Source organism: Pseudomonas sp. GW823-FHT01D03 (assembly GCF_058798255.1).
On sequence record NZ_JBXAKK010000001.1, the window covers coordinates 4,241,384 to 4,262,018 of the forward strand.

The 20,635-nt window shown below is 59.8% G+C and carries 21 protein-coding genes; 14 read left to right on the forward strand and 7 right to left on the reverse strand.

The window, feature by feature from the left end:
- Nucleotides 1-220: 220 nt before the first annotated feature.
- The 3 genes from AC1RBR_RS18565 (at nucleotide 221) to AC1RBR_RS18575 (ending at nucleotide 2,732) form a co-directional block, all read left to right on the forward strand.
- Entirely contained in the window at nucleotides 221-691 is a 471-nt protein-coding gene (locus AC1RBR_RS18565) for a hypothetical protein (protein ID WP_456020301.1), read from the forward strand.
- A gap of 491 nt (nucleotides 692-1,182) precedes the next feature.
- The gene (locus AC1RBR_RS18570) at nucleotides 1,183-2,076 is read left to right on the forward strand and encodes a sensor histidine kinase (protein WP_115983982.1); all 894 of its coding nucleotides are present in this window, start codon (nucleotides 1,183-1,185) and stop codon (nucleotides 2,074-2,076) included.
- On the forward strand, nucleotides 2,073-2,732 hold the full coding sequence (locus AC1RBR_RS18575) for a response regulator (RefSeq protein WP_095137328.1): 660 nt from the start codon (nucleotides 2,073-2,075) through the stop codon (nucleotides 2,730-2,732). Before AC1RBR_RS18570 ends, AC1RBR_RS18575 begins: the two co-directional genes overlap by 4 nt.
- Here the strand turns inward: AC1RBR_RS18575 and yegS are convergent.
- On the reverse strand, nucleotides 2,716-3,633 hold the full coding sequence (gene yegS / locus AC1RBR_RS18580; protein WP_492566025.1) for a lipid kinase YegS: 918 nt from the start codon (nucleotides 3,631-3,633) through the stop codon (nucleotides 2,716-2,718). The two genes, AC1RBR_RS18575 and yegS, sit on opposite strands and share 17 nt — an antisense overlap.
- 318 nt (nucleotides 3,634-3,951) lie before the next feature.
- On the opposite strand from yegS, the gene AC1RBR_RS18585 reads away from it, so the two are divergent.
- Nucleotides 3,952-4,260, forward strand: a complete 309-nt coding sequence (locus AC1RBR_RS18585) for a hypothetical protein (protein ID WP_492567257.1) — start codon at nucleotides 3,952-3,954, stop codon at nucleotides 4,258-4,260.
- 57 nt (nucleotides 4,261-4,317) lie between these two features.
- Here the strand turns inward: AC1RBR_RS18585 and AC1RBR_RS18590 are convergent, their stop codons facing one another.
- Both AC1RBR_RS18590 and moaB read right to left on the reverse strand, forming a co-directional pair.
- Nucleotides 4,318-5,544, reverse strand: a complete 1,227-nt coding sequence (locus AC1RBR_RS18590; protein WP_492566027.1) for a molybdopterin molybdotransferase MoeA — start codon at nucleotides 5,542-5,544, stop codon at nucleotides 4,318-4,320.
- Nucleotides 5,528-6,067: a molybdenum cofactor biosynthesis protein B gene (gene moaB / locus AC1RBR_RS18595; protein WP_003226719.1), complete on the reverse strand. Its 540-nt coding sequence runs from the start codon at nucleotides 6,065-6,067 to the stop codon at nucleotides 5,528-5,530. Before moaB ends, AC1RBR_RS18590 begins: the two co-directional genes overlap by 17 nt.
- An 82-nt stretch (nucleotides 6,068-6,149) precedes the next feature.
- Here moaB and mobA point away from each other — a divergent pair, with 82 nt between their 5' ends.
- Both mobA and AC1RBR_RS18605 read left to right on the forward strand, forming a co-directional pair.
- Nucleotides 6,150-6,752, forward strand: a complete 603-nt coding sequence (gene mobA / locus AC1RBR_RS18600) for a molybdenum cofactor guanylyltransferase MobA (RefSeq protein ID WP_492566029.1) — start codon at nucleotides 6,150-6,152, stop codon at nucleotides 6,750-6,752.
- A 78-nt stretch (nucleotides 6,753-6,830) separates the two neighbouring features.
- Nucleotides 6,831-7,052 (forward strand): YgdI/YgdR family lipoprotein, encoded by a 222-nt coding sequence (locus tag AC1RBR_RS18605; protein WP_027613420.1) that lies wholly within the window; start codon nucleotides 6,831-6,833, stop codon nucleotides 7,050-7,052.
- A 76-nt stretch (nucleotides 7,053-7,128) separates the two neighbouring features.
- Here the strand turns inward: AC1RBR_RS18605 and AC1RBR_RS18610 are convergent, their stop codons facing one another.
- The 3 genes from AC1RBR_RS18610 to AC1RBR_RS18620 form a co-directional block, all read right to left on the reverse strand.
- The gene (locus tag AC1RBR_RS18610; protein WP_166496822.1) at nucleotides 7,129-8,019 is read right to left on the reverse strand and encodes a pseudouridine synthase; all 891 of its coding nucleotides are present in this window, start codon (nucleotides 8,017-8,019) and stop codon (nucleotides 7,129-7,131) included.
- A gap of 81 nt (nucleotides 8,020-8,100) precedes the next feature.
- The gene (locus AC1RBR_RS18615; protein WP_003226726.1) at nucleotides 8,101-8,418 is read right to left on the reverse strand and encodes a transcriptional regulator; all 318 of its coding nucleotides are present in this window, start codon (nucleotides 8,416-8,418) and stop codon (nucleotides 8,101-8,103) included.
- A 164-nt stretch (nucleotides 8,419-8,582) separates the two neighbouring features.
- On the reverse strand, nucleotides 8,583-8,819 hold the full coding sequence (locus tag AC1RBR_RS18620) for a glutaredoxin family protein (protein ID WP_492566031.1): 237 nt from the start codon (nucleotides 8,817-8,819) through the stop codon (nucleotides 8,583-8,585).
- Nucleotides 8,820-9,020: 201 nt separating this feature from the next.
- Here AC1RBR_RS18620 and AC1RBR_RS18625 point away from each other — a divergent pair, with 201 nt between their 5' ends.
- Nucleotides 9,021-10,733 carry a cation:proton antiporter gene (locus AC1RBR_RS18625; protein WP_492566033.1) on the forward strand — a complete coding sequence of 571 codons (1,713 nt, stop codon included), beginning with the start codon at nucleotides 9,021-9,023 and terminating at the stop codon, nucleotides 10,731-10,733.
- On the opposite strand, the gene AC1RBR_RS18630 is transcribed toward AC1RBR_RS18625, so the two are convergent.
- Entirely contained in the window at nucleotides 10,730-11,938 is a 1,209-nt protein-coding gene (locus AC1RBR_RS18630; protein ID WP_492566035.1) for an ammonium transporter, read from the reverse strand. The two genes, AC1RBR_RS18625 and AC1RBR_RS18630, sit on opposite strands and share 4 nt — an antisense overlap.
- A 305-nt stretch (nucleotides 11,939-12,243) precedes the next feature.
- On the opposite strand from AC1RBR_RS18630, the gene AC1RBR_RS18635 reads away from it, so the two are divergent.
- From AC1RBR_RS18635 to AC1RBR_RS18665, 7 genes are all read left to right on the forward strand, one after another.
- A complete protein-coding gene (locus tag AC1RBR_RS18635) occupies nucleotides 12,244-12,558 on the forward strand; it encodes an ElaB/YgaM/YqjD family protein (RefSeq protein WP_025113166.1) in 315 nt (104 codons plus the stop codon).
- A 2-nt stretch (nucleotides 12,559-12,560) separates the two neighbouring features.
- A complete protein-coding gene (locus tag AC1RBR_RS18640; protein WP_041069617.1) occupies nucleotides 12,561-12,947 on the forward strand; it encodes a phage holin family protein in 387 nt (128 codons plus the stop codon).
- Nucleotides 12,944-13,282 (forward strand): hypothetical protein, encoded by a 339-nt coding sequence (locus tag AC1RBR_RS18645; RefSeq protein WP_047599863.1) that lies wholly within the window; start codon nucleotides 12,944-12,946, stop codon nucleotides 13,280-13,282. Before AC1RBR_RS18640 ends, AC1RBR_RS18645 begins: the two co-directional genes overlap by 4 nt.
- Nucleotides 13,283-13,406: 124 nt before the next feature.
- A complete protein-coding gene (locus AC1RBR_RS18650) occupies nucleotides 13,407-14,570 on the forward strand; it encodes an EAL domain-containing protein (RefSeq protein WP_166496825.1) in 1,164 nt (387 codons plus the stop codon).
- A 76-nt stretch (nucleotides 14,571-14,646) separates the two neighbouring features.
- A complete protein-coding gene (locus tag AC1RBR_RS18655; protein WP_492566038.1) occupies nucleotides 14,647-15,975 on the forward strand; it encodes a deoxyguanosinetriphosphate triphosphohydrolase in 1,329 nt (442 codons plus the stop codon).
- 347 nt (nucleotides 15,976-16,322) lie between these two features.
- On the forward strand, nucleotides 16,323-16,949 hold the full coding sequence (locus tag AC1RBR_RS18660) for a response regulator transcription factor (protein ID WP_115983993.1): 627 nt from the start codon (nucleotides 16,323-16,325) through the stop codon (nucleotides 16,947-16,949).
- Between the two features lie 8 nt (nucleotides 16,950-16,957).
- Nucleotides 16,958-20,599 (forward strand): transporter substrate-binding domain-containing protein, encoded by a 3,642-nt coding sequence (locus AC1RBR_RS18665; protein WP_492566040.1) that lies wholly within the window; start codon nucleotides 16,958-16,960, stop codon nucleotides 20,597-20,599.
- Nucleotides 20,600-20,635 lie beyond the last annotated feature (36 nt).

Below are 20,635 nucleotides of genomic sequence, written 5' to 3' on the forward strand. Positions count from 1 at the left end.
CCCAACCTGATGTTCGCAATATCCAATAGCCATTAATGTGACGCCATTCTCATTGCATGAACGGAGTCAGGCTATTGTGTGCGATCGCAGGTCAGTGGAACCCCACCCTCTGGAAAACCTCAGCCAGTGCACTTGCACGGTGGGGCGCGATCTCCCGACGATCCACGAACGTCGACACACACGGCATTCCCTCATCAGACAAGACGCTGTGGAGATAAGCATGCCAATCGACCGTAAAGACTGGGCGCAACGCTTTCCCGAATTTCTCGTCGAAGCTGAAACACTCCTGGCCAAGTCCGAAGAGTGCCTGAGCCACCTGCAATTGATCAGCAACGACAAGGACGCCATCGACTGCATGCGCAACACCCTGCTCAAGCTGGCGAGCCGGGCTGAAGCGCTGGCACTGGAAGCGATTTCCGAGTTTTCCCTGCATATTCACAGCCTGCTCGACGCTGCGCCGGATCACATCGATCTACACGCACAGGCGCTGAATGCACTGCAGGACTGTTTCACCTTGATGGCCTGGCAGATCGAACTGGTCGATCACAACACCGGCCAGTTGAGCCTGGATGGCAGCGAACAAACTTCACTGATCGAAGCCTTCGCGTTTCAGGTCGGTCAAAGCCAGTTCAAGCCACCACTCCCGACCCGGCCGCTTCCGCTTTTGTCTTACTCCGAGCGTCAGGCCTGATCCGCCGCATTCAACGCGTAAATCCAGGCTGAACATCGGAATCGCTGAATGTCGCAATTGAATAGTTCATACCTGCCAGCGACAATTCGAATTAAATAATCACACCTGACCCCAGCGGATATTTTGCCGCGGCCTCAGGGTTTGCCTGTGTCTGTGTAACGATCAACTTCGCACCGCACGGATCTCTATCAAGCACAATAAAGCGACATTTTCCATAATGGAACTCACGTCCAACATGGCGTATTTCCTGACTCGTTGGACATATATGGCAAACGCGACCAACGGTATCTTAAGTGGTATTATGCCGACCGTTAGTTGCTTTCAACTAATGGCACAGTGATTCAGCGACTGTCATCCATCGAACTTGATGGTCGAATATCGTTCACTGTACTTCGTTAAAATCAATAACATAATTGACAGCATTTTCAGACAGAGATCCGCCAGCCACCGGCCGGTCTGCCCGTAGCGAACATCCATTGGCTCCATCCGTTATGTACGCCAGCCTCAAGTCAATCATCAAATGGCCACCGTCCCGGGAAAATGCACGCCGGTTCACACTCATATTGAGTGTGGTCGCCGCCATTGGCAGCCTGCTGACTTACGGATTGTCTGCTCCGCTCTCCCTGGGCCTGCTGCTGTTGAATATTGCCGCCACTGCTTGTGTCTGGGTGCAATACCGGCTGTCACGCAAATCGATCAAGTTTCAGCCTCAGGAACTCGCCGACCGTTTGCTGGAAGTCCAGGAAAACGAACGCCACCGTCTCAGCCGTGAACTTCACGACGACATCGGTCAGTTACTGACAGCGGCCAAGCTGCAAAGTGAATGGCTGAAAAGACGTCTGCCACCCGACTTGCAAGAGCAATGCTCGACACTCTGCGACACCCTTGAAGAAACCCTCAACAAGGTGCGCGATGTCTCGGCCATTCTCAACCCGCGCCAACTGACCAGCCTCGGCCTGGAAGCCAGCCTGCGTGCGCATTTGCTCAAGACGCTGGCCAACACCTCGGTGCACTGGAGCCTCGATTGCCAGCAGCGGCTCAACGGCATTCCGGAAGAAATGGCGGTCGCCGCTTTCCGCATTACTCAGGAAGCGGTGACCAACATTCTGCGTCACGCGCAGGCCAGCAACCTGTTGATCCGCGTGCAACGCCTGCCACAAGGGCTGACGCTGCTGATCAGCGACGATGGCCAAGGCTTTGCGCCTGCCGCGGATCCGGGTCGGGAAGGACAACGCGGCATGGCCGGGATGGCCGAAAGGATCGAACAGTTGGGCGGTACGCTGAACGTCATCAGCGAACCGGGCAAAGGCACTCAAATCGAAGCACTGTTCCCCTGGGCGCCCCGTGCACTCGAACGGGCCAGTACGAATAAGGTTATGCGTTGACTTGTAACTTACTTCTGGTGGATGACCACTCGCTGATCAGGGCCGGCGTGCGCGCTCTGGTGCTCGACATTCCCGGTTACGCAGTCGTTGGCGAAGCCAGCGATGGCTCGCAACTGCTCGAAATGGTCGAGCAACTGGCACCCGATATCGTATTGCTGGATATCTCGATGAGGGAAACCGGTGGCCTGGAAGCCCTGCAACGGCTCAAGCGCGTAAGGCCACATAGCAAGGTGCTGATTCTGTCGATGCATACCGATCCGGCGCTGATCATGCAGGCGCTGGAATGCGGCGCGCACGGCTATCTGCTCAAGGACACCACGGCCACCGAGCTTGAACATGCCCTCGAAGCCCTGCGCAACAACGAGCGCTACCTGAGCCCGGCGATCGCCCATACCGTAATCAATCAGGCGCTGACCCGCACCCAGAAAAACCAGCCCGAGGTGGCCGACTCGCACAACCTGACGGCACGTCAGCTGGAAATCCTGCGGTTGATCGTACGCGGCAAATCCACCCGGGAGATCGCCAACGGTCTGGGGTTGAGCATCAAGACCGTCGAAACCCACCGCTCGCAGATCATGAAGCGCCTGCAGATCTACGACGTGGCGGGTCTGGTGCTGTTCGCGGTGCGCGAACAGATCATCAGTCTGGACGACTGATCAAGCCCGCGCCGCCCAACAGCGGCGAATGCTCCGGCAAATGCACCAGCAAGGCGGCGGGGCGCGCCTCGAAACGCAGGCTGTCGCCCTCCAGCGGCTCGCCGTCAAGGTTGATGCTCAGCCCCTCGGCGACCTTGATTTCAACCCAGGGCAAACGGGCCCGGACAAACATACTGTCGAGGCCGAAGCCGTCGCTGAGCAGATTCTTCAGCGTGCCCACCAACTCCTGTGGCGCCGGCAGAATACTGATGTCCAATAGACCATCGTCCGCCAGTGCCTGCGGGCACAGGACGTGTCCGCCGCCCGCCTGACGACCGTTACCGATGCCCAATGCGAGCAGCTCGCCACTCCAGTGAAAGTCCGGCCCTTGCAGTTCGCCGTAGGCCGCGTGCAGCTCACTGAAGCGCGACAAACCAGTGAACAGATAAGCGGCCCCGCCGAGCACTTTTTTCAGATCTTCAGAGGTATTGGCCGTGACCTGACTGCCGAAACCACCCGTCGCCATGTTCAGGAAAATCTGCCCCCCGACTTCGCCCAGGTCAATCTTGCGCGGTGGCACGTCGAGCATTTCCAGCGCCTCGGCCGGTTCCAGCGGGATCCCCGCCGCGCGGGAAAAATCGTTAGCCGTTCCTAGCGGCAACAGCACCAGACTGGCCTCATCCGGATGCGCGGCAAGCGCTTCGGCGATATCGCGCAACGTGCCATCTCCGCCGCCGGCAATGATCTTCCGATAGCCGCCCGCCAGTGCTTCTTCCACCAGACGCTGAGCGTCACCGGCCTCCCAAGTCAGCCGTACAGCCAACTCCCAGCCCTGCTTGCGTTTGCTTTCGACGGCGGCGCGCACCGCCTCATTGAGTGCCTGCTTGCCATGCAGAATCAACAGCGCCCTGCGTTCACTCATTACGGTCACTCCCCACGATTGAATCGGTATGAAACATCTTGACCACTGGCGCAGGCAAAAAAGCCATGGCAGCACCATTTAATTCAAGCGAATGACCTGTCGCGTCCTACGCGACGGTATTTTTTCTTACAACATGTGAGGAATCGGCTCAATTGACCGGACACGCTCCTTGATTCACCTTGTGCAGGTGGTATCAATTTTCGAATTAACAACACAAGGATGTGCAGGTAATGATTGGATACACCCTCGGAACTGATGACAGTCTGGATGACGGCAAGGCCAGTGTGCTTGCGATTGGAACAGCCGATGGACATTTCCATGCCAAGCCATGAAGCCAGAATTGCAAATAGCCCGGTTGCCCCTCTGGACGAAAGTCGCGCCAGTCACAAATCCGATTTCAGAAAGAACGCCAGAACCGCTGGAGAAGTAGATATGGAACCGCGCGTGACCGAGCTGGAAACCCACCTCAAATACATTCGTCGGGATATGGACGAAGTCCGCGCGGATGTTAAGACCATCAAGCACCGTCTCGCCTATTCGGCGGGTGCAACGGCGGTGATCCTGGGACTGCTGGGATGGGTTGCCAACAGCCGGTTCGATCAGTTGGTCACACTGATGAGCCATTGACAGGGACATGCAGGCATCGACGCAGTATCGGTCGAGCCTGCAATGACCAGGCGCGAATCAGCCGAGCAGGTCGCTCAGGGGGATGAACCCTACCTCATCGCCCTCCACCAGCGTGCGGCCTTCCAGCACTTCTACCAAACCATCCGCCCAGGCCGCGCTGCGCAGCACACCGGAGCTTTGATTGCGGTAGATGATCGCCCGCCCTTGCTCCAGGCGACCGCGCAGATATTCGCGACGATTGCCGGCCACAGGCCAGACAAAACCTGCCGGAACCGTAAACTTCAGAGGTTCGACATCTTGGACGCCCTGACGACGCAACAAGTAGGGCCGCGTGAGCAGAGCGAAGGTCACCAGCGTCGAAGCGGGGTTGCCCGGCAGGCCGATCACCGGCACCTTGCGAAAATGGCCAACTGTCAGCGGTTTGCCCGGTTTGATTGCCAGTTTCCACAGCGCCAGCTCGCCCTCTTCCCGCAATGCGATGCCAAGAAAATCCGCCTCGCCGACCGACACGCCTCCGGTCGAGAGAATCAGGTCGACATCCTGCATGTCGCCCAGGCGCGCCCGCGTGGTCGCCAGATCATCCGGAAGAATACCGGCATCGAACACTTCACAACCCAGGCGCTGCAGCCAGCTGCACAACACCACCCGATTACTGTTGTAGATCTGCCCCGGCCCCAGCGGCTGGCCCGGCTCGACCAGTTCATCGCCGGTGGACAGCACCGCCACTCGGACCTTGCGTACCACATTCAACCCGGCACACCCCAGCGACGCCGCCAGACCTTGCTCAATCGGTCCCAGCCGGGTACCTGCCGCCAGAATCAACTCACCCACGGTGGTTTCTTGCCCCTTCGGACGAATGTTCTGGCCGACGCTCATGGTTTCGATGAAACGCACGCTGCCGTCGTCCTGAACCTCGGCATTCTCCTGCATTTCCACGCAATCGGCCCCGGCAGGCACTGGCGCACCGGTGAAGATCCGCGCGCAGGTACCGGGCTTCAACGGCTCAGGCGCCTGCCCGGCAAAGACTTTCTGGCTGACCGGCAGCGGTGCGCCGGTCCAGTCGGCCAGATTCAGGGCGTAACCATCCATGGCGCTATTTGGCCAGGGTGGCAGGTCCAGGGTCGAAACCAGGTCCTCGGCGAGCACCCGCCCCTCGACTTCGGCCAAGGGCAGAAACTCGCGTTCGACAATCGGCGAGGCTTCAGCCATCTCCAGCAGGCGGGCCAACGCTTGCTCGACAGGCATCAGGCTGCCGGTCTTGCCCGGCTTACCCACGGGATTCACAGGGCGCCGCTTGTTTCAGGTGAGGGACGAAGTTGCACGGACGGTGCCGCGAATCCAGCTGTTCGGCGAGAATGCCGTCCCAACCGGTGCGCACCGCATTGGTCGAACCTGGCAGGCAGCACACCAGTGTGCCATTGGCCAGGCCGGCCAGTGCCCGCGACTGCACGGTCGAAGTACCGATATCGGCCACCGATATCTGGCGGAACAGTTCACCGAAGCCGTCAACCTGCTTGTCGAGCAGACAAGCCACGGCTTCAGGCGTGCTGTCACGCCCGGTGAAACCAGTGCCGCCGGTAATCAACACGACCTGCACGACGTCCTCGGCAATCCAGTGGGCAACTTGCGCGCGGATCTTGTACAGGTCATCTTTGAGCAAGACCCGCTCGGCCAAGCGGTGGCCCGCAGCAGTCAGGCGGTCAACAAAGACCTGGCCTGAGGTGTCGGTTTCCAGGGTTCGGGTATCGCTGACAGTCAGCACCGCAATGTTCAGCGGCGCAAAAGGTACATCGGCCTTGGCTTTCATTAGGCTCGTCCAGTTGTAGGAGAAACAGCCCGGTGTTATATCACAGCGCCTGAATTTTTCGCCGCCCCGCTGGAGAGCTGCCATGACCTCGAATACGCCATTGCCCCCCTGCTCCATTCTGCTCCTGGCAGGCGGACGCGGCCAGCGCATGGGCGGCCAGGACAAAGGCCTGGTCGAATGGCAGGGTGAGCCGCTGATTGCGCATCTGCAGCGCAAGGTGCGAGCGCTGACCGACGATCTGATCATCTCCTGCAATCGCAATCACGAGCGTTATGCCGCTTACGCCGATCAGTTGGTCAGCGATGAGGTAGGCGATTTTCCTGGTCCGCTGGCCGGCATCCTCGCCGGACTCAAGGTCGCCCGCCGCCCACACCTGCTGGTCTTGCCCTGCGATGTCCCGCGAATCGACGCCGCGCTCTTGCAGGACATGTGTGAGACCGCCGGCCAGTTTCCTGAAAAACCTTTAATGTTGCGTCACGACGACCATTGGGAACCCCTGCTGTGTGTGATTCCCGTCACCCTGTTCCCCGCCTTCGAAACCGCGTGGAACGCCGGTGAACGCAGCCCCGGCCGGGTCATGCGCAATCTCGGCGCGACTGCCCTGCAATGCCCGGACAATGACCCGCGACTGGCCAACCTGAACACCCCCGAACTGTTAAATACGCATAACACTGTGTCAGACTGACAGCATTCAAGGAACTCTCACGCCTTGTATACGTCTCAAGCTCAGTAACCAAAAGTATTCCCATTCGGAGACACACCCATGACTCAACGGACCCTCGCCACTTTCATGCTCGCACTGGGCCTGGCTACCCTCGCTGGTTGCTCCTCGCCAACAGTGCTCACCTTGAATGACGGTCGCGAAATCCAGGCCGTCGACACCCCGAAATACGATGAAGATTCGGGCTTCTACGAGTTCAAGCAACTGGACGGCAAAGAGACCCGCATCAACAAGGATCAGGTTCGCACCGTTAAAGAGCTGTAAGCTTTACGTCGATACCGGATACAGAAAAGCCCGCATCAATGCGGGCTTTTTCATGGGCGCGGAAAAGTGCCTGGCGTCACCACTGCAGGGTGATCCGGCTCTCGAATTCACGATCCTCACCGGTCACCGGGTCGACAAACCGCAGCCCCTGCGCCAGCAGCTTGAGCGGATTGGCGTAATCATCCTCAACGTCTTTCAGCACATCCGGGTAAAACGGATCATTGCAGATACTCGCTCCCAGCGCGGTCATGTGTACCCGCAACTGATGCTTCTTGCCGGTCACCGGGTACAGGCCGTAGCGCCACAGATCGCCGTTCTTTTCCCGGACTTCCACCGCAGTTTCCGTATTGGCGACGCCTGGCCCTTCCTGCATGCGGAAAAACGGTTCGCCATCGATCAGGCGACTTTTGTGCACGAGGGGAAATTCCAGCTCCGGCAGCGCACGGGCAATCGCCTCATAGCGCTTGTCGATCTGCCGGGTCGGGAACAACGACTGATAGGCCGAACGGGTCTGCGGATTGGCCGAGAAGATCACCAGCCCCGCCGTATGCCGGTCAATGCGGTGCAGTGGAACCAGATGCGGGTTGTCGAGGCGGCGGATCAGACGACGCAGCAACGTCTGCTCGACGTACTCGCCGGCCGGCGTCACCGGCAGGAAGTGCGGCTTGTCCGCCACCACCAGATGCTCGTCCGCATACAGGATCGACTCGAGCACCGGGATCGGCTTTTCATCCGGCACTTCACGGAAGTAGTGAATGCGCAGCCCTTCCTTGTACGGCAGATCCAGCGCAATCGGCTGTCCCTGCCCATCCAGCACCCGGCCCCGGGCGATCCGGTCCAGCCATTGCTCGCGACTGATCGCACTGAAATGCTCACACAGGCAATCAAGGACGGTAGGCCAACTCCCCGGAGGAAGGTAAAGGGTGCTGGCCTGATTCTGCGCAGCGCAAAACGTTGGTGTGGACATACGGAAATTCGAACCCTCAATGCAGGTCGGCATTATCCAACACTGAGCGATACGAACCTAGCGCCGATTCCACCACCCGCCTCAGGCCGGAATCGACTTGAGCGCGGCGGCTTCGGTGAATTCCTTGAGCCAGCGCAGCACATCGACCGCCTCCCAGCGTCCCGGGTCATACAACGCATAGAGCAGGCCCTGGTAACCGACCACATCCAGTTGCTTGTGATAACCGGCACGCTGGAACAGCGCCTCGATCTCGGCAAAACAGGTGTTGAAATGCAATTTGTTGAAAGGCGTCTTGCCCTCCGTGACCAGCCCGTCCAGGCGCAGCTCGAGGACCGCCTCGCGCACCACGTCAACCGACATCCGGTTCACGCTGTTCTTCAACTGTTCGACATTGACCACGGTTCGTCCCTCTGACTGCCGGATTCACCTGCTCAAGTGATGAAAAGCAGCAGGCCTATCCAATTACTGTATGCACATACAGTAACCGAATAATCCGCAAAGTGCCAAGGGATGGATAACGGTCGCGACCGGCGGACGACAGTGGCATGCCACCGGGAAATAACTCAGCGCAGGAAGGCCACCACCTGATCGGCACTGAAAGGCCAGCTCAGCTCCGCGCCGGTGTCAGTTCGGCGCAGTACCGGAATCCGCAGGCTGTAAGCCTCGAACAAGGATTCATCGTCAGCAATATCCACCAGTTCGACCAGCAGACCGTGCTCGACAAAAGGCATCAACTCGGCCTCTGCCACCTCACACAAATGGCATCCCAAGGTGCCGAACAACTGACATTCAGGAGGCATGATCGCTCAACCGGAAAAATGAGCGTTCATTCTAGGCCTGCCTCGAAAACCCGTCGAGCCGCTGTCGCCCAAAGGTCCGAACACGACAACCCGTACGCAAAACCCTGACGCAAATCAGTCCACAGAAAAGCCAATCAGGCCATGCTCCCGCGCTTTTTGCCTCTACGCTTGAGAGGCCTGAACCTGATATCGGAGCGTCTTGTGTTTGCCAACCTGCTGATCATCCTCGCCTCATCCCTGGTGATGATTGCCCTGTTTCGCCGTCTGCGCTTGCCGCCGGTGCTGGGCTACCTGTGCGTAGGCTTGTTGGTAGGACCAACTGCATTCGACTGGATCAACGAGAGCGAGCACCTGCCGGACGTGGCCGAACTGGGCGTAGTGTTTCTGCTGTTTTCGCTGGGCCTGGAGTTTTCCCTGTCGAAAATGATCGCGCTGCGCCAGGTCGTTTTTCGCCTAGGCAGTCAGCAGGTGTTGCTCAGTACGGCGTTACTGGGATTGGTGCTGATCCTGCTGGGCATGCCGGTGACGCCGGCCCTGCTGCTTGGCGCAGGGCTGTCGCTGTCATCGACGGCGATTGTCACCAAGGAGTTGAGCAGCCTGGGCGAAGTGTTCAGCAGTCACGGGCAGAACGCTGTCGGGGTTCTGCTGTTTCAGGACGTGGTCGCAGTGTTGTTGCTGACCCTGGTGCCGGTGTTCGCCGGCAGCAGCGAACAGGCCTGGTACTGGGCGCTGCCGCTGACATTGGTGAAGACCGTGGTGCTGTTTTTCGGTCTGTTGCTGGCCAGCCGCTGGTTGCTGCCACGGCTGTTTCATGAAGTGGCGGCCTCGCGCTCGGCGGAATTGTTCGTGCTGCTGGCGCTGGTGATTGTGCTGTTGACCGCTTGGCTGACGCACCTGCTCGGCCTGTCCCCTGCCCTTGGCGCATTTCTGGCCGGGATGCTGCTCGGCGAAAGCCACTATCGCCATCAGATCGAAGCTGACATCCGGCCGTTTCGCGACATTCTGCTCGGGGTGTTTTTCGTCAGCATCGGCATGCTGATCGACCTGCAACTGTTCGTCAGTCACAGTGTGTTGATTCTCGGCCTGACGCTCGGCCTGATGCTGATCAAGGGCACGGTCGTCGCGCTCTTGGTGAAATGGCGCGGCAGTGATCACGAAACCGCCTGGCGCAGCGGCCTGGCCCTGGCGCAGGGTGGGGAATTCTGCTTTGCGTTGATGGCGCAGATGCAGCAAAACCGCATGGTGCCTGACGAGCTGGGCGGTCTGCTGCTGGCAGCGACGTTCTGCTCGATGTTGCTGACCCCGCTGTTGCTGCGCGGGGCACCGAAAATTGCCCTGCGCCTGCATCGCAAGCCGAATCAGGAGGCGCAGCTCGAGGAGATCAGTGCGCTCAACGCCGACCTCGACCAGCATGTGGTGATTTGCGGCTACGGGCGAGTTGGCCAGTCCATCGGCCGTTTCATGCGCAATGCCAATCAACCTTACATCGCACTGGACAACGACCCGGTGCGAATCCAGGAAGCCTCCGTCAGTGAAAGCAACGTGCATTACGGCGACTCGTCTCGCGCCGACCTGCTGATTGCCGTCGGATTGTTGCGCGCGCGGCTGGTGGTGATCGCAGTGGATCAAAGCGAGGTTACCCTGCGAATCCTTGAGGAGGCACGCCGCCACAATGATCAGGTGCCGATTCTGGTGCGCACCCGCGACGATAGCCAACTGACGGAACTCAAGGCTGCCGGCGCCACCGAAGTGGTGCCGGAGCTATTGGAATCAAGCCTGATGCTCGGCTCTCACGCCTTGATCATGCTCGGTCTGCCGGCACGTCAGGTACAAGAGCGAGTCGATCAGGTGCGCAGTGACCGTTATCGTCTGCTGCACGGTTTGTACCGCGGCGCCGACGATGAGGAAACCTAATCCTGACTCACCGCGCCGATCTTGTGCAGCGACAGATCGGCGCCGTAATACTCCTGTTCCTGACTCAGGCGCAGGCCGTGCAAGGCCTTGATCACGCCGTAGACGACAAGTCCGCCGATCAGCGCGACCACTACACCCAGCGCAGTGCCGATCAACTGACTGATCACGCTGACACCCCCAAGACCGCCGAGCGCAGTCTGGCCGAAGATGCCGCAAGCAATCCCGCCCCACACCCCGCACAAACCGTGCAACGGCCACACACCGAGCACATCGTCGATGCGCCACTTGACCTGCGCGGCGGTAAAGCACCAGACAAACAGTGCACCGGCAATCGCGCCAGTCACCAGAGCACCCACCGGGTGCATCAGGTCGGAACCGGCACAGATCGCCACCAGCCCGGCCAGCGGGCCGTTGTGCAGGAAGCCCGGGTCGTTACGTCCGACAATCAACGCCGCCACCGTGCCGCCGACCACGGCCATCAGCGAGTTGACCGCCACCAGACCGCTGACGCCCTGCAAGGTCTGCGCGCTCATCACGTTGAAGCCGAACCAGCCGACAATCAGAATCCACGAGCCCAGCGCCAGAAACGGAATGCTCGACGGCGCGAACGCCACCAGCCGCCCTTCGCGGTAACGGCCGTTGCGCGGGCCGAGCAGCAACACCGCCGCCAGCGCCAGCCAGCCGCCCATGGCGTGCACCACCACCGATCCGGCGAAATCATGGAACGCTGCGCCAAAACGTGCCGTCAGCCAGGCCTGCAGACCGTAGTTGCCATTCCAGATCATGCCCTCGAAAAACGGGTAGATGAACGCCACGATCAGCGCCGTCGCACACAACTGCGGAACGAAGCGCGCGCGCTCGGCAATGCCGCCGGAGATGATCGCCGGAATCGCCGCAGCAAACGTCAGCAGGAAGAAAAACTTCACCAGACCGTAACCGTGATCGGCACTCAGCATCGCAGCCGGCTGCATGAAGGTCACCCCATAGGAGATCCAATAGCCTATAAAGAAATAGGCCAGCGTCGAAACGGCAAAGTCGCTGAGGATCTTCGACAGTGCGTTGACCTGGTTTTTCTGGCGCACCGTGCCGACTTCAAGGAAGGCGAAACCGGCGTGCATCGCCAGCACCATCACCGCACCGATCAGAATGAACAACGTGTTGGAGCTGTGAACCAGCGTGTCCACAGCGCTTTGCAGATTTTCCATAAAGAGGCAGACCTGAAGGCTAAAAAGGCACCAAAGCGGTTCGCGCGGACAATTCATGCACCAAGTTGCGACCTGATGGCCTGCGCAGTGAAGCTGCGATGAACCGCTTTGGCGCACAAGGCTGATGTCCTGACACGAACCATGATTATTTGAGGTAAGGTTTTGCTGCATGTACGCCCGCCAACAGCGCACGACGGCAGCAGGACGCACCACGACATAGCAAAAGCTGTACCAGTCATTTGTACTGAACCTTCGCGCAAGGCTCATACTCGAACGCTTCAGACGTCACTTACGGAGATCCACCCATGGCCAGCATCAAGGCAAAGACTGCTCAAGAAATCCTGATGAACGACTTCCAGACCCTGGTCGCCGACACCGAACGGTTGCTCGAGCACACCGCGACTCTGGCGGGCGATCAGGCCGATGAGCTGCGCGAACAGATCCACGACAGCCTGCTGCGCGCCCGGGAAACCCTGAAACTGACCGAAGACACGCTGCGTGATCGTGGCCAGGCGGCGGTCACCGCCACCGAAGATTACGTATCGGCCAACCCTTGGCAGTCAGTGGGCATCGCCGCCGGCGTGGGCTTTCTGATTGGCCTGCTGGCCACTCGGCGCTGATCATGTCGATCGGCGAATCCGGCCTGGGGTCGGGCACCTCCTCTTCCACGCGGCGTCTGGGCGCCGCTGTTCTCGGCTTGCTACACAGCCATGTCGAACTGTTCGGCATCGAATTGCAGGAACAGAAAGCACGCACCGTCAGCCTGTTGCTGTTCGCAGGCCTGGCACTGGTGTTTGCCCTGCTGTTGCTGGTTGGTCTGTCGACGCTGGTGCTGATCGTGTTCTGGGATACCTATCGTCTGGCAGCGATCATCGGCCTTTGCGTGTTCTACACCCTGGCCGCCGCTTTCTGCGGTTTACGTCTCAAGGCAGCAGTCTTCGATGAATCCTCGCCCTTCCACGGTACGCTGGAAGAATTGGCCAATGATCGGGAGCGCCTGCTGCCATGAGCCTGCCTGAACTGCCACACAACAGCTCGCGCCGGGAAATGCGCAAGGCGTTGATCCGCCTGCGCATGGAAATGCATCGCCAGGAAATCCGCCACGAAGCCGGGCAAGTGCTGCAACCCTTGCAGCGCATGCGCGGCATGACGCAAAGCCTGCAAGGCGGCTTCGGCATCAAGCACGCGCCGCTTTGGGGCGTTGCCGCCGTCACCCTGCTGGGCTTCATCACCGGCAAAGGCGCGAAAAGCGGCGGCGTCGGTGGGCTGACCCGGCTGATACGTCTGGGGACCAGCCTCGGGCCACTGATCAAACTGGTCATGCAGAGTTCGGGCAAACGCTAAGCCGGCGCATCTGGCTGCATTCTTGCAACATCCGCGGGATTGAACCTCTCCAACACGAGGTTCAATCCCGCGTGCCTACCCGGTCGGCGGGTTCATCCAGAACAAGAACGACTAAGGAGGCCCCGTGATTGACGGGCAACCGCTCGCCTGCTTTCAACCTTTCATCGATACCGCCACCGGGCGTATTGCAGGCGTCGAAGCACTGGGTCGCCTGCGCCAGCCTGACGGCCAACTGGCCTCGGTCGGGCCGTTGTTCGCCGACCCACGCACACCCGCCATCGCCCTGCGCCGCCTCGACCGGCAGATCCGCGACAACGCCCTGAGCCGACTGCATGAAGCCCCCGCCGAGTGGTTTCTCAGCCTGAACATGTCGCCGCGCTGGATCAGTCGCCTGCGCGCCGATCAACCGCTGCCCAGCCTCAAGCAGATGCTGCGCCACGGCGTCGATCCGCAACGCATCGTATTCGAGATCACTGAACTGGGCGGCAATGGTCAGCGCCTGGCCGAAGTGGTCGCGCGCTATCGCGAGGCCGGTGCACGCATCGCTATCGATGACTTCGGCGCCGGTTACTCGCAGCTCGATCGGGTGCTGGCCTTGCAGCCGGACATTCTCAAACTCGACATGCGCCTGTTTCAGGCTGCCGCACTGGGCGGGCCGAGCAGTGACGTGGTCAAGGCACTGGCGCAAATGGCCGAGAAGACCGGCTGCTGGATTATTGCCGAAGGCGTGGAAACCGAGGCCCAGCTCAATTTCGCCCTGGAATGCGGTTCGCGCTACGTTCAGGGTTTCCTGTTCGCCCGGGCGCAGGAAGCGTTCTATCCGACCGACGCCTTCGTGCAGCGCTTCGCCGAATTGCGCCAGCGTTACGTGCGGCAGAAACTGGCCGAACGCGGGCGCCTGATGCAGATGCGCCAGCAACTCGGCGAACTGATGGCGATCCTCCAGGCCTGGGCTCAGGCTCACGCCCCGCTCAGTGCGCTGCCGCAACTCGAAGCCTTTCCGTGGTTGCTGCGGTTCTACCAATGCGACCGTCACGGCACCCAACTCACGCCCAACCTCGAATGGCGCAACAACGGCTGGGTCGCCGATAACCGCTATCTGGGCCACAACTGGTCATGGCGTCCGTACTTTTATCATTTGCTCGCCGAGGGCTGGGAAGAGCGACGCCTGACCCTGTCCAGCACCTATCGCGATGCCACCAGCAACCAGTATTGCCTGACCGCCGGGCAGTTCTTCGATAACGGCGAGCGCCTGCTGCTGATCGATATCGATGCCGCAGGCCTGTAGTTCCGCTTGCAGGTGCGGGCCTGAACCGGGAAGCTAGGGCAACAGTCATCCCAGTCACCGACGGAGAGAACCAGCCTTGGATTGGCAGACCCTGCTCAACCGCGAACGCCTTGGAAAACCGCTGCACAGCCCGCAAGAACTGGGCCGCAGCCCGTTCCACAAAGACCATGACCGCATCATCTTCTCCGGCGCCTTCCGCCGATTGGGGCGCAAGACCCAGGTGCATCCGGTATCGAGTAACGACCACATCCACACCCGTCTGACCCACTCGCTGGAAGTCAGCTGCGTCGGGCGCTCGCTGGGCATGCGCGTCGGGGAAACCTTGCGCAGCGCCCTGCCCGACTGGTGCGAACCGAGCGATCTGGGCATGGTCGTGCAGTCGGCCTGCCTGGCCCATGACATCGGCAATCCGCCGTTCGGCCACTCAGGTGAGGACGCGATTCGTCACTGGTTCCAGCAAGCAGCCGGGCGCGGCTGGCTCGACGCAATGAGCGAAGCCGAGCGCGCTGACTTCCTCAATTTCGAGGGCAATGCGCAAGGTTTCCGCGTGCTGACTCAGCTTGAGTATCACCAGTTCGACGGTGGCACCCGCCTCACTTACGCGACCCTCGGCACCTATCTGAAGTATCCGTGGACCGCGCGCCACGCCGACTCGCTGGGCTACAAGAAACACAAGTTCGGCTGCTATCAGAGTGAACTGCCGCTGCTGGAGCAGATCGCCCACAAGCTCGGCCTGCCGCAACTGGAAGACCAGCGCTGGGCGCGCCACCCATTGGTGTACCTGATGGAGGCCGCCGACGACATCTGCTATGCGCTGATCGACCTCGAAGACGGCCTGGAAATGGAGTTGCTGGAGTACGCGGAAGTCGAATCGCTGCTGCTCGGTCTGGTGGGAGACGATCTGCCGGAAACCTATCGCCAGCTCGGCCCGCTGGATTCGCGTCGACGCAAACTGGCGATCCTGCGCGGCAAGGCCATCGAGCACCTGACCAACGCCGCCGCCCGGGCATTCGTCGAGCAACAGGATGCGCTGCTGGCCGGCACCCTGCACGGCGACCTGGTGGAACACATGCACGGCCCGGCCAAACGCTGCGTACTGAACGCCAAGGACATCGCCCGCAAGAAGATCTTCCAGGACAAGCGCAAGACGCTGCATGAAATCGGCGCCTATACCACGCTGGAAATCCTCCTCAACGCATTCTGCGGCGCAGCGCTGGAGCAACATGGCGGTCGCACGCCATCGTTCAAGAGCCGCCGTATCCTCGACCTGCTGGGCAACAACGCGCCGGATCCCCATGGCCCGTTGCACACCTCGTTTCTGCGCATGATCGACTTTATCGCCGGGATGACCGACAGCTACGCCAGTGACATGGCGCTGGAAATGACCGGACGTTCCAGCCACTGACAGCAAACGTTGCTCAACCGGGTCGGGCAACTGCCCGGCTGAGCGAGGCTCGATTGAACCGGTTCTTTGGTCTAAGGCGAATGGATCGACTGAAAGGTAAATCCATTTAACAACCAACTGCGCAAACAAGAGCTTGTTTATTCAAGGTTCTACAAGCAACTTAAAACATTCAGATAAACAAAACAGCTCAACACTTCCTTACGCGACACAGAGTTTGATCGTAGTCAGTTTCCTTTTAGTGCGTAGGACTAATCCTATATTGCCGCAACAGCCACGGGAGTTCATGCGGCAGCTCATTTATCTGAGCTAAGGTGCGCCCTTTATTCGCGCACGTATGGGATTTGATTATGAACTCCGTTTTTATTGTCGATGATCACCCCGTCATCCGGCTTGCCGTTCGAATGCTGCTCGAGCATGAAGGTTACAAGGTCGTCGGCGAAACCGATAACGGGGTCGATGCCATGCAGATGGTCCGCGAATGCATGCCCGACCTGATCATCCTCGATATCAGCATACCCAAGCTCGACGGCCTGGAAGTTCTCGCCCGTTTCAACGCCATGGGCACCCCGCTCAAGACCCTGGTATTGACGGCGCAATGCCCGACGCTGTTCGGCATTCGCTGCATGCAGTCCGGCGCATCCGGTTATGTCTGCAAAGAGGAAGACTTGAGTGAACTGGTCAGTGCGATCAAGGCGGTACTTTCCGGTTACAACTATTTCCCCAGCCAGGCATTGAATCCGGTACGCATCGATGACGTACGTTATGCCGAACTGGAGTTATTCAAATCCGTCAATGACCGCGAGCTGATGGTCTTGCAATTATTTGCCCAGGGACGCACCAACAAGGAAATAGCCAAGGGCATGTTTCTCAGTAACAAGACAGTCAGTACCTACAAGAAGCGCCTGATGCAAAAACTCAAGGCCAGATCTCTGGTGGAACTGATCGAGATGGCCAAACGCAACGCGCTAGTGTGAGAGCCTGAATGCCCAGTCGTTTAAAGATCTATCTCGCCATATGTTGCGTCAGCCTGTGCCTGACGACTCAGGTGTCTGCCAGCTCCGTCACCGAGCAAGATTATGTGCTGCGCAGCCGCTCGGGCCACGAAGCGCCGTCCGTGTCCCTTGAACCCGCACAACGGCAATGGCTTGAGGCTCGCGGCGAACTGGTACTGGGCACTTCCGCACCGGACTATCCGCCGTTCGACATGACCGCCAGCGGTCGTGATTACGAAGGGTTCACTGCCGACTACGCCGGTCTGCTCGAACAGGCTGTCGGGTTGCCAATACGGGTCAAGCGCTTTGCCTCGCGGGAAGCCGCCTTGCACGCGTTGATTGCAGGTCAGGTCGACATGCTCGGGACGGCCAACGGTTTCGAGGCCAGTAACGCGAACATCCTGCTTTCAACGCCTTACGCCATCGATCAGCCGGTCCTGGTTACCCGCGAAGGCGAGACCCGCTCACTGACTGAAGGCCTGGCCGGTCTGCGGCTGAGTATGGTCTATCACTATCTGCCCCAGGATGAGGTCAAGGCGCAGTATCCCAAAGCCATCCTGACGTCCTATCCCTCCTATCAAAACGCAATCAACGCGGTAGCTTTCGATCAGGCTGACGTGTTTCTGGGCGACACCATTTCCACCCACTACATGATCAACAAGGGCTATCTGAACAACATTCGCATGGCCAATTTCGGCAAACAGGAAGCCCACGGTTTCAGCTTTGCCGTTCACGCCGACAACCGGCAGTTGCTGGCGATCATCAACACCGTGCTGCAAGCCATACCGGCCAGCGAACGGGACAACATCGCCAAGCGCTGGAGCGCCGGCAGCGACATTCTGCTGACCGACCAGAAGCTGCAATTGACCCACCATGAAGAACAGTGGCTCAAACAGCACCCGGTGCTGCGCGTCGTCGTCAACGAGGCGTTCGCGCCGCTGACATTCTTCGACAGCGACGGCAACCTGCGAGGCATCACCGCCGACCTGCTCGAACTGCTGCGCCTGCGCACCGGCCTGCGCTTCGAACTGGTCCGCAGCCGCAGTGACGGTGAAATGATCGAGCAGATCAATCAGCATCGGGCGGATCTGATCGCCGCGTTGCTACCCAGTCCCCAACGGGAAAAGACCCTGCAATTCAGCCGTCCCTATCTGGAAAACTCCTTCGTCCTGCTGACGCGCAAATCCGCTGACAGCCCGACACATCCCACCCAGCTCAAGGACCGATACCTGGCGATTGCCCAAGGCAGTCCCATGGCCGATTACCTGCGCCGCGAATTCCCCAACATCCACCTGATCGAAACCTCCGACACTTTCGGTGCCGCAACCTTGCTCGCCGAAGGCAAGGCCGATGGCGCCGTCGCCTCGCTGGTGATTGCCAATTATCTGATTTCGTCGCGGATCTTCGAACATCAGTTGCAGATCACCACCACCCTGGGCACACGTCAGGCGGCCTTTTCGCTGGCCAGCGCCCGTGACAATGCCGAGTTGGGGTCGATCATCGACAAGGCACTGCTGAGCATCACACCGGAGGAACTGGGAGTCATCAACAGCCGCTGGCGCGGTTTCTCCAATGCGGCACAAAGCAACTGGCATCACTACAAACGCCTGTTTTACCAATTGATCGGCGCGGCCTGCCTGCTGCTGTTGCTGTCGCTGTTGTGGAACGCCTACATGCGTCGCCAGATCAAGCAACGCCAGGCCGCCGAACGGGCACTCAATGATCAGTTCGAATTCATGCGCTCACTGGTCAACGGCACCCCTCACCCGATCTACGTGCGCGACCGCCAGGGTCTGCTGCAAAGCTGCAATGACAGCTACCTCGAGGCCTTCAACGCCAAACGCGAAGACGTGATCGGCAAAAGTGTCATGCAGGGCACCCTGAGCAACGCGTTCGAAGCCCAGGCATACCAGGCGGATTACCAGCGGGTGGTGGCCGAAGGCACGCCTCTGCTGCTCGATCGACCGCTGCACATCGGTGGCCGGCGTTTGACGATCTACCACTGGATCCTGCCGTACCGCGATTCCAGCGGCGATGTACAAGGGATCATCGGCGGCTGGATCGACATCAGTGAACGTCGCCAGTTGTTCGATGAACTGCGCAGGGCCAAGGAGCAGGCGGACAACGCCAACCGCGCCAAAAGTACCTTTCTGGCCACCATGAGCCACGAAATCCGCACGCCGATGAATGCCATCATCGGCATGCTCGAACTGACGCTCGAACGCATGAATGATCAGGCTCCGGATCGCTCCTCCATCGAAACCGCCTACTGCTCGGCCAAGGACCTGCTGGGCCTGATCGGCGACATTCTCGATATCGCGCGGATCGAGTCCGGGCACCTGAGCCTGAGCCCCGAACGGGTCAATCTGGTCGAAACAGTGGCATCGGTGGTCAGAATCTTTGACGGCCTCGCCCGCCAGAAAAACCTCCTCCTGCCGCTGATCATCAATCCGCCCGGGCTGCAGGTCGACGTGGAACTGGATCCGTTGCGCTTCAAGCAGATCCTGTCGAACCTGATCAGCAATGCCATCAAATTCACTGAGTCCGGGCAGGTGCGGATCAATCTGGATGTGCTGCCCAACGGGCCGGGCCAACGCTCGCTCGTTCAGTTGACGATCCAGGACACCGGGGTCGGCATCAGCATCGAAGATCAACAACGCCTGTTCGAGCCGTTCGCCCAGACCGACAGTGGCCGGCAGCAAGCTCGCAGCGGCGCAGGCCTGGGGCTGGTGATCTGCCGCAACCTGTGTGAAATGATGGGTGGGCAACTGCAGTTGAGCAGCCAGCCGGGGATCGGCACCCAGGTCTGCCTGTCGCTGCCGCTGCAAACGCTGCCGTGCCTGGTGACCACGGCAAAAACCCAGCCTGTGCTGCAAACCTCTGCACCACTGAACATTCTGGTGGTCGACGATCATCCGGCCAATCGCCTGCTGATGTGCCAGCAACTGGAGTTCCTCGGGCACCGTTTTACCCTCGCCGAAGAGGGTCGAAGTGGATTCGAGAAATGGCAGACCGGTGCATTCGACCTGGTTATTGCTGACTGCAACATGCCGTTGATGAACGGCTACGAACTGACCGAGGCAATCCGCCAGCAGGAACAACGCACTGGTCGCCCTCCGTGCACCGTGCTGGGTTTCACGGCCAACGCGCAGCCTGAAGAAGTACAGCGCTGCAAACAAGCCGGCATGAATGACTGCCTGTTCAAACCGTTGAGCCTCAGCGCACTGAGCCACTGGATCAATGGTTTGCAGCCCGCAGTGCTTGAGCCGGCATTCAATCTTGACGGGTTGAGTCAGTTGACTGGCGGCAACCCGCTGCAAGTCCGGCGTCTGCTCACACAATTGCTCAAGAGCAGCCGTCTCGATCGCGAGGAATTATTAGCCCTGGCCACCTGCAATGATCGGCAGGCAGTGGCGCTGGTCGCCCACAAGATCAAGGGCGCGGCCCGGATCGCCCAGGCCTCGCGCCTGATCGCCTGCTGCGACGCGCTCGAACAGGCCTGCATGCAGACAACGCCCGCAGCGACCATCGTGCGCTGCGTCGAGGCCACCGACGCAGCCATGATCGAACTGGAACAGGCGTTGCGGCAACAACTGGAACCGTTCGAAGAAAGCACAATGACCGAGCCTTAACTATGCTTGGACGCTGAGCAGTGTGTTTACTTCAAT

Coding starts and splice junctions, on each gene's coding strand:
- AC1RBR_RS18565 (WP_456020301.1), top strand. CDS start 221: ATGCCAATCGACCGTAAAGACTGGGCGCAACGCTTTCCCGAATTTCTC.
- AC1RBR_RS18570 (WP_115983982.1), top strand. CDS start 1,183: ATGTACGCCAGCCTCAAGTCAATCATCAAATGGCCACCGTCCCGGGAA.
- yegS (WP_492566025.1), bottom strand. CDS start 3,633: ATGAGTGAACGCAGGGCGCTGTTGATTCTGCATGGCAAGCAGGCACTC.
- AC1RBR_RS18585 (WP_492567257.1), top strand. CDS start 3,952: ATGCCAAGCCATGAAGCCAGAATTGCAAATAGCCCGGTTGCCCCTCTG.
- moaB (WP_003226719.1), bottom strand. CDS start 6,067: ATGAAAGCCAAGGCCGATGTACCTTTTGCGCCGCTGAACATTGCGGTG.
- mobA (WP_492566029.1), top strand. CDS start 6,150: ATGACCTCGAATACGCCATTGCCCCCCTGCTCCATTCTGCTCCTGGCA.
- AC1RBR_RS18605 (WP_027613420.1), top strand. CDS start 6,831: ATGACTCAACGGACCCTCGCCACTTTCATGCTCGCACTGGGCCTGGCT.
- AC1RBR_RS18610 (WP_166496822.1), bottom strand. CDS start 8,019: ATGTCCACACCAACGTTTTGCGCTGCGCAGAATCAGGCCAGCACCCTT.
- AC1RBR_RS18620 (WP_492566031.1), bottom strand. CDS start 8,819: ATGCCTCCTGAATGTCAGTTGTTCGGCACCTTGGGATGCCATTTGTGT.
- AC1RBR_RS18630 (WP_492566035.1), bottom strand. CDS start 11,938: ATGGAAAATCTGCAAAGCGCTGTGGACACGCTGGTTCACAGCTCCAAC.
- AC1RBR_RS18635 (WP_025113166.1), top strand. CDS start 12,244: ATGGCCAGCATCAAGGCAAAGACTGCTCAAGAAATCCTGATGAACGAC.
- AC1RBR_RS18640 (WP_041069617.1), top strand. CDS start 12,561: ATGTCGATCGGCGAATCCGGCCTGGGGTCGGGCACCTCCTCTTCCACG.
- AC1RBR_RS18645 (WP_047599863.1), top strand. CDS start 12,944: ATGAGCCTGCCTGAACTGCCACACAACAGCTCGCGCCGGGAAATGCGC.
- AC1RBR_RS18660 (WP_115983993.1), top strand. CDS start 16,323: ATGAACTCCGTTTTTATTGTCGATGATCACCCCGTCATCCGGCTTGCC.
- AC1RBR_RS18665 (WP_492566040.1), top strand. CDS start 16,958: ATGCCCAGTCGTTTAAAGATCTATCTCGCCATATGTTGCGTCAGCCTG.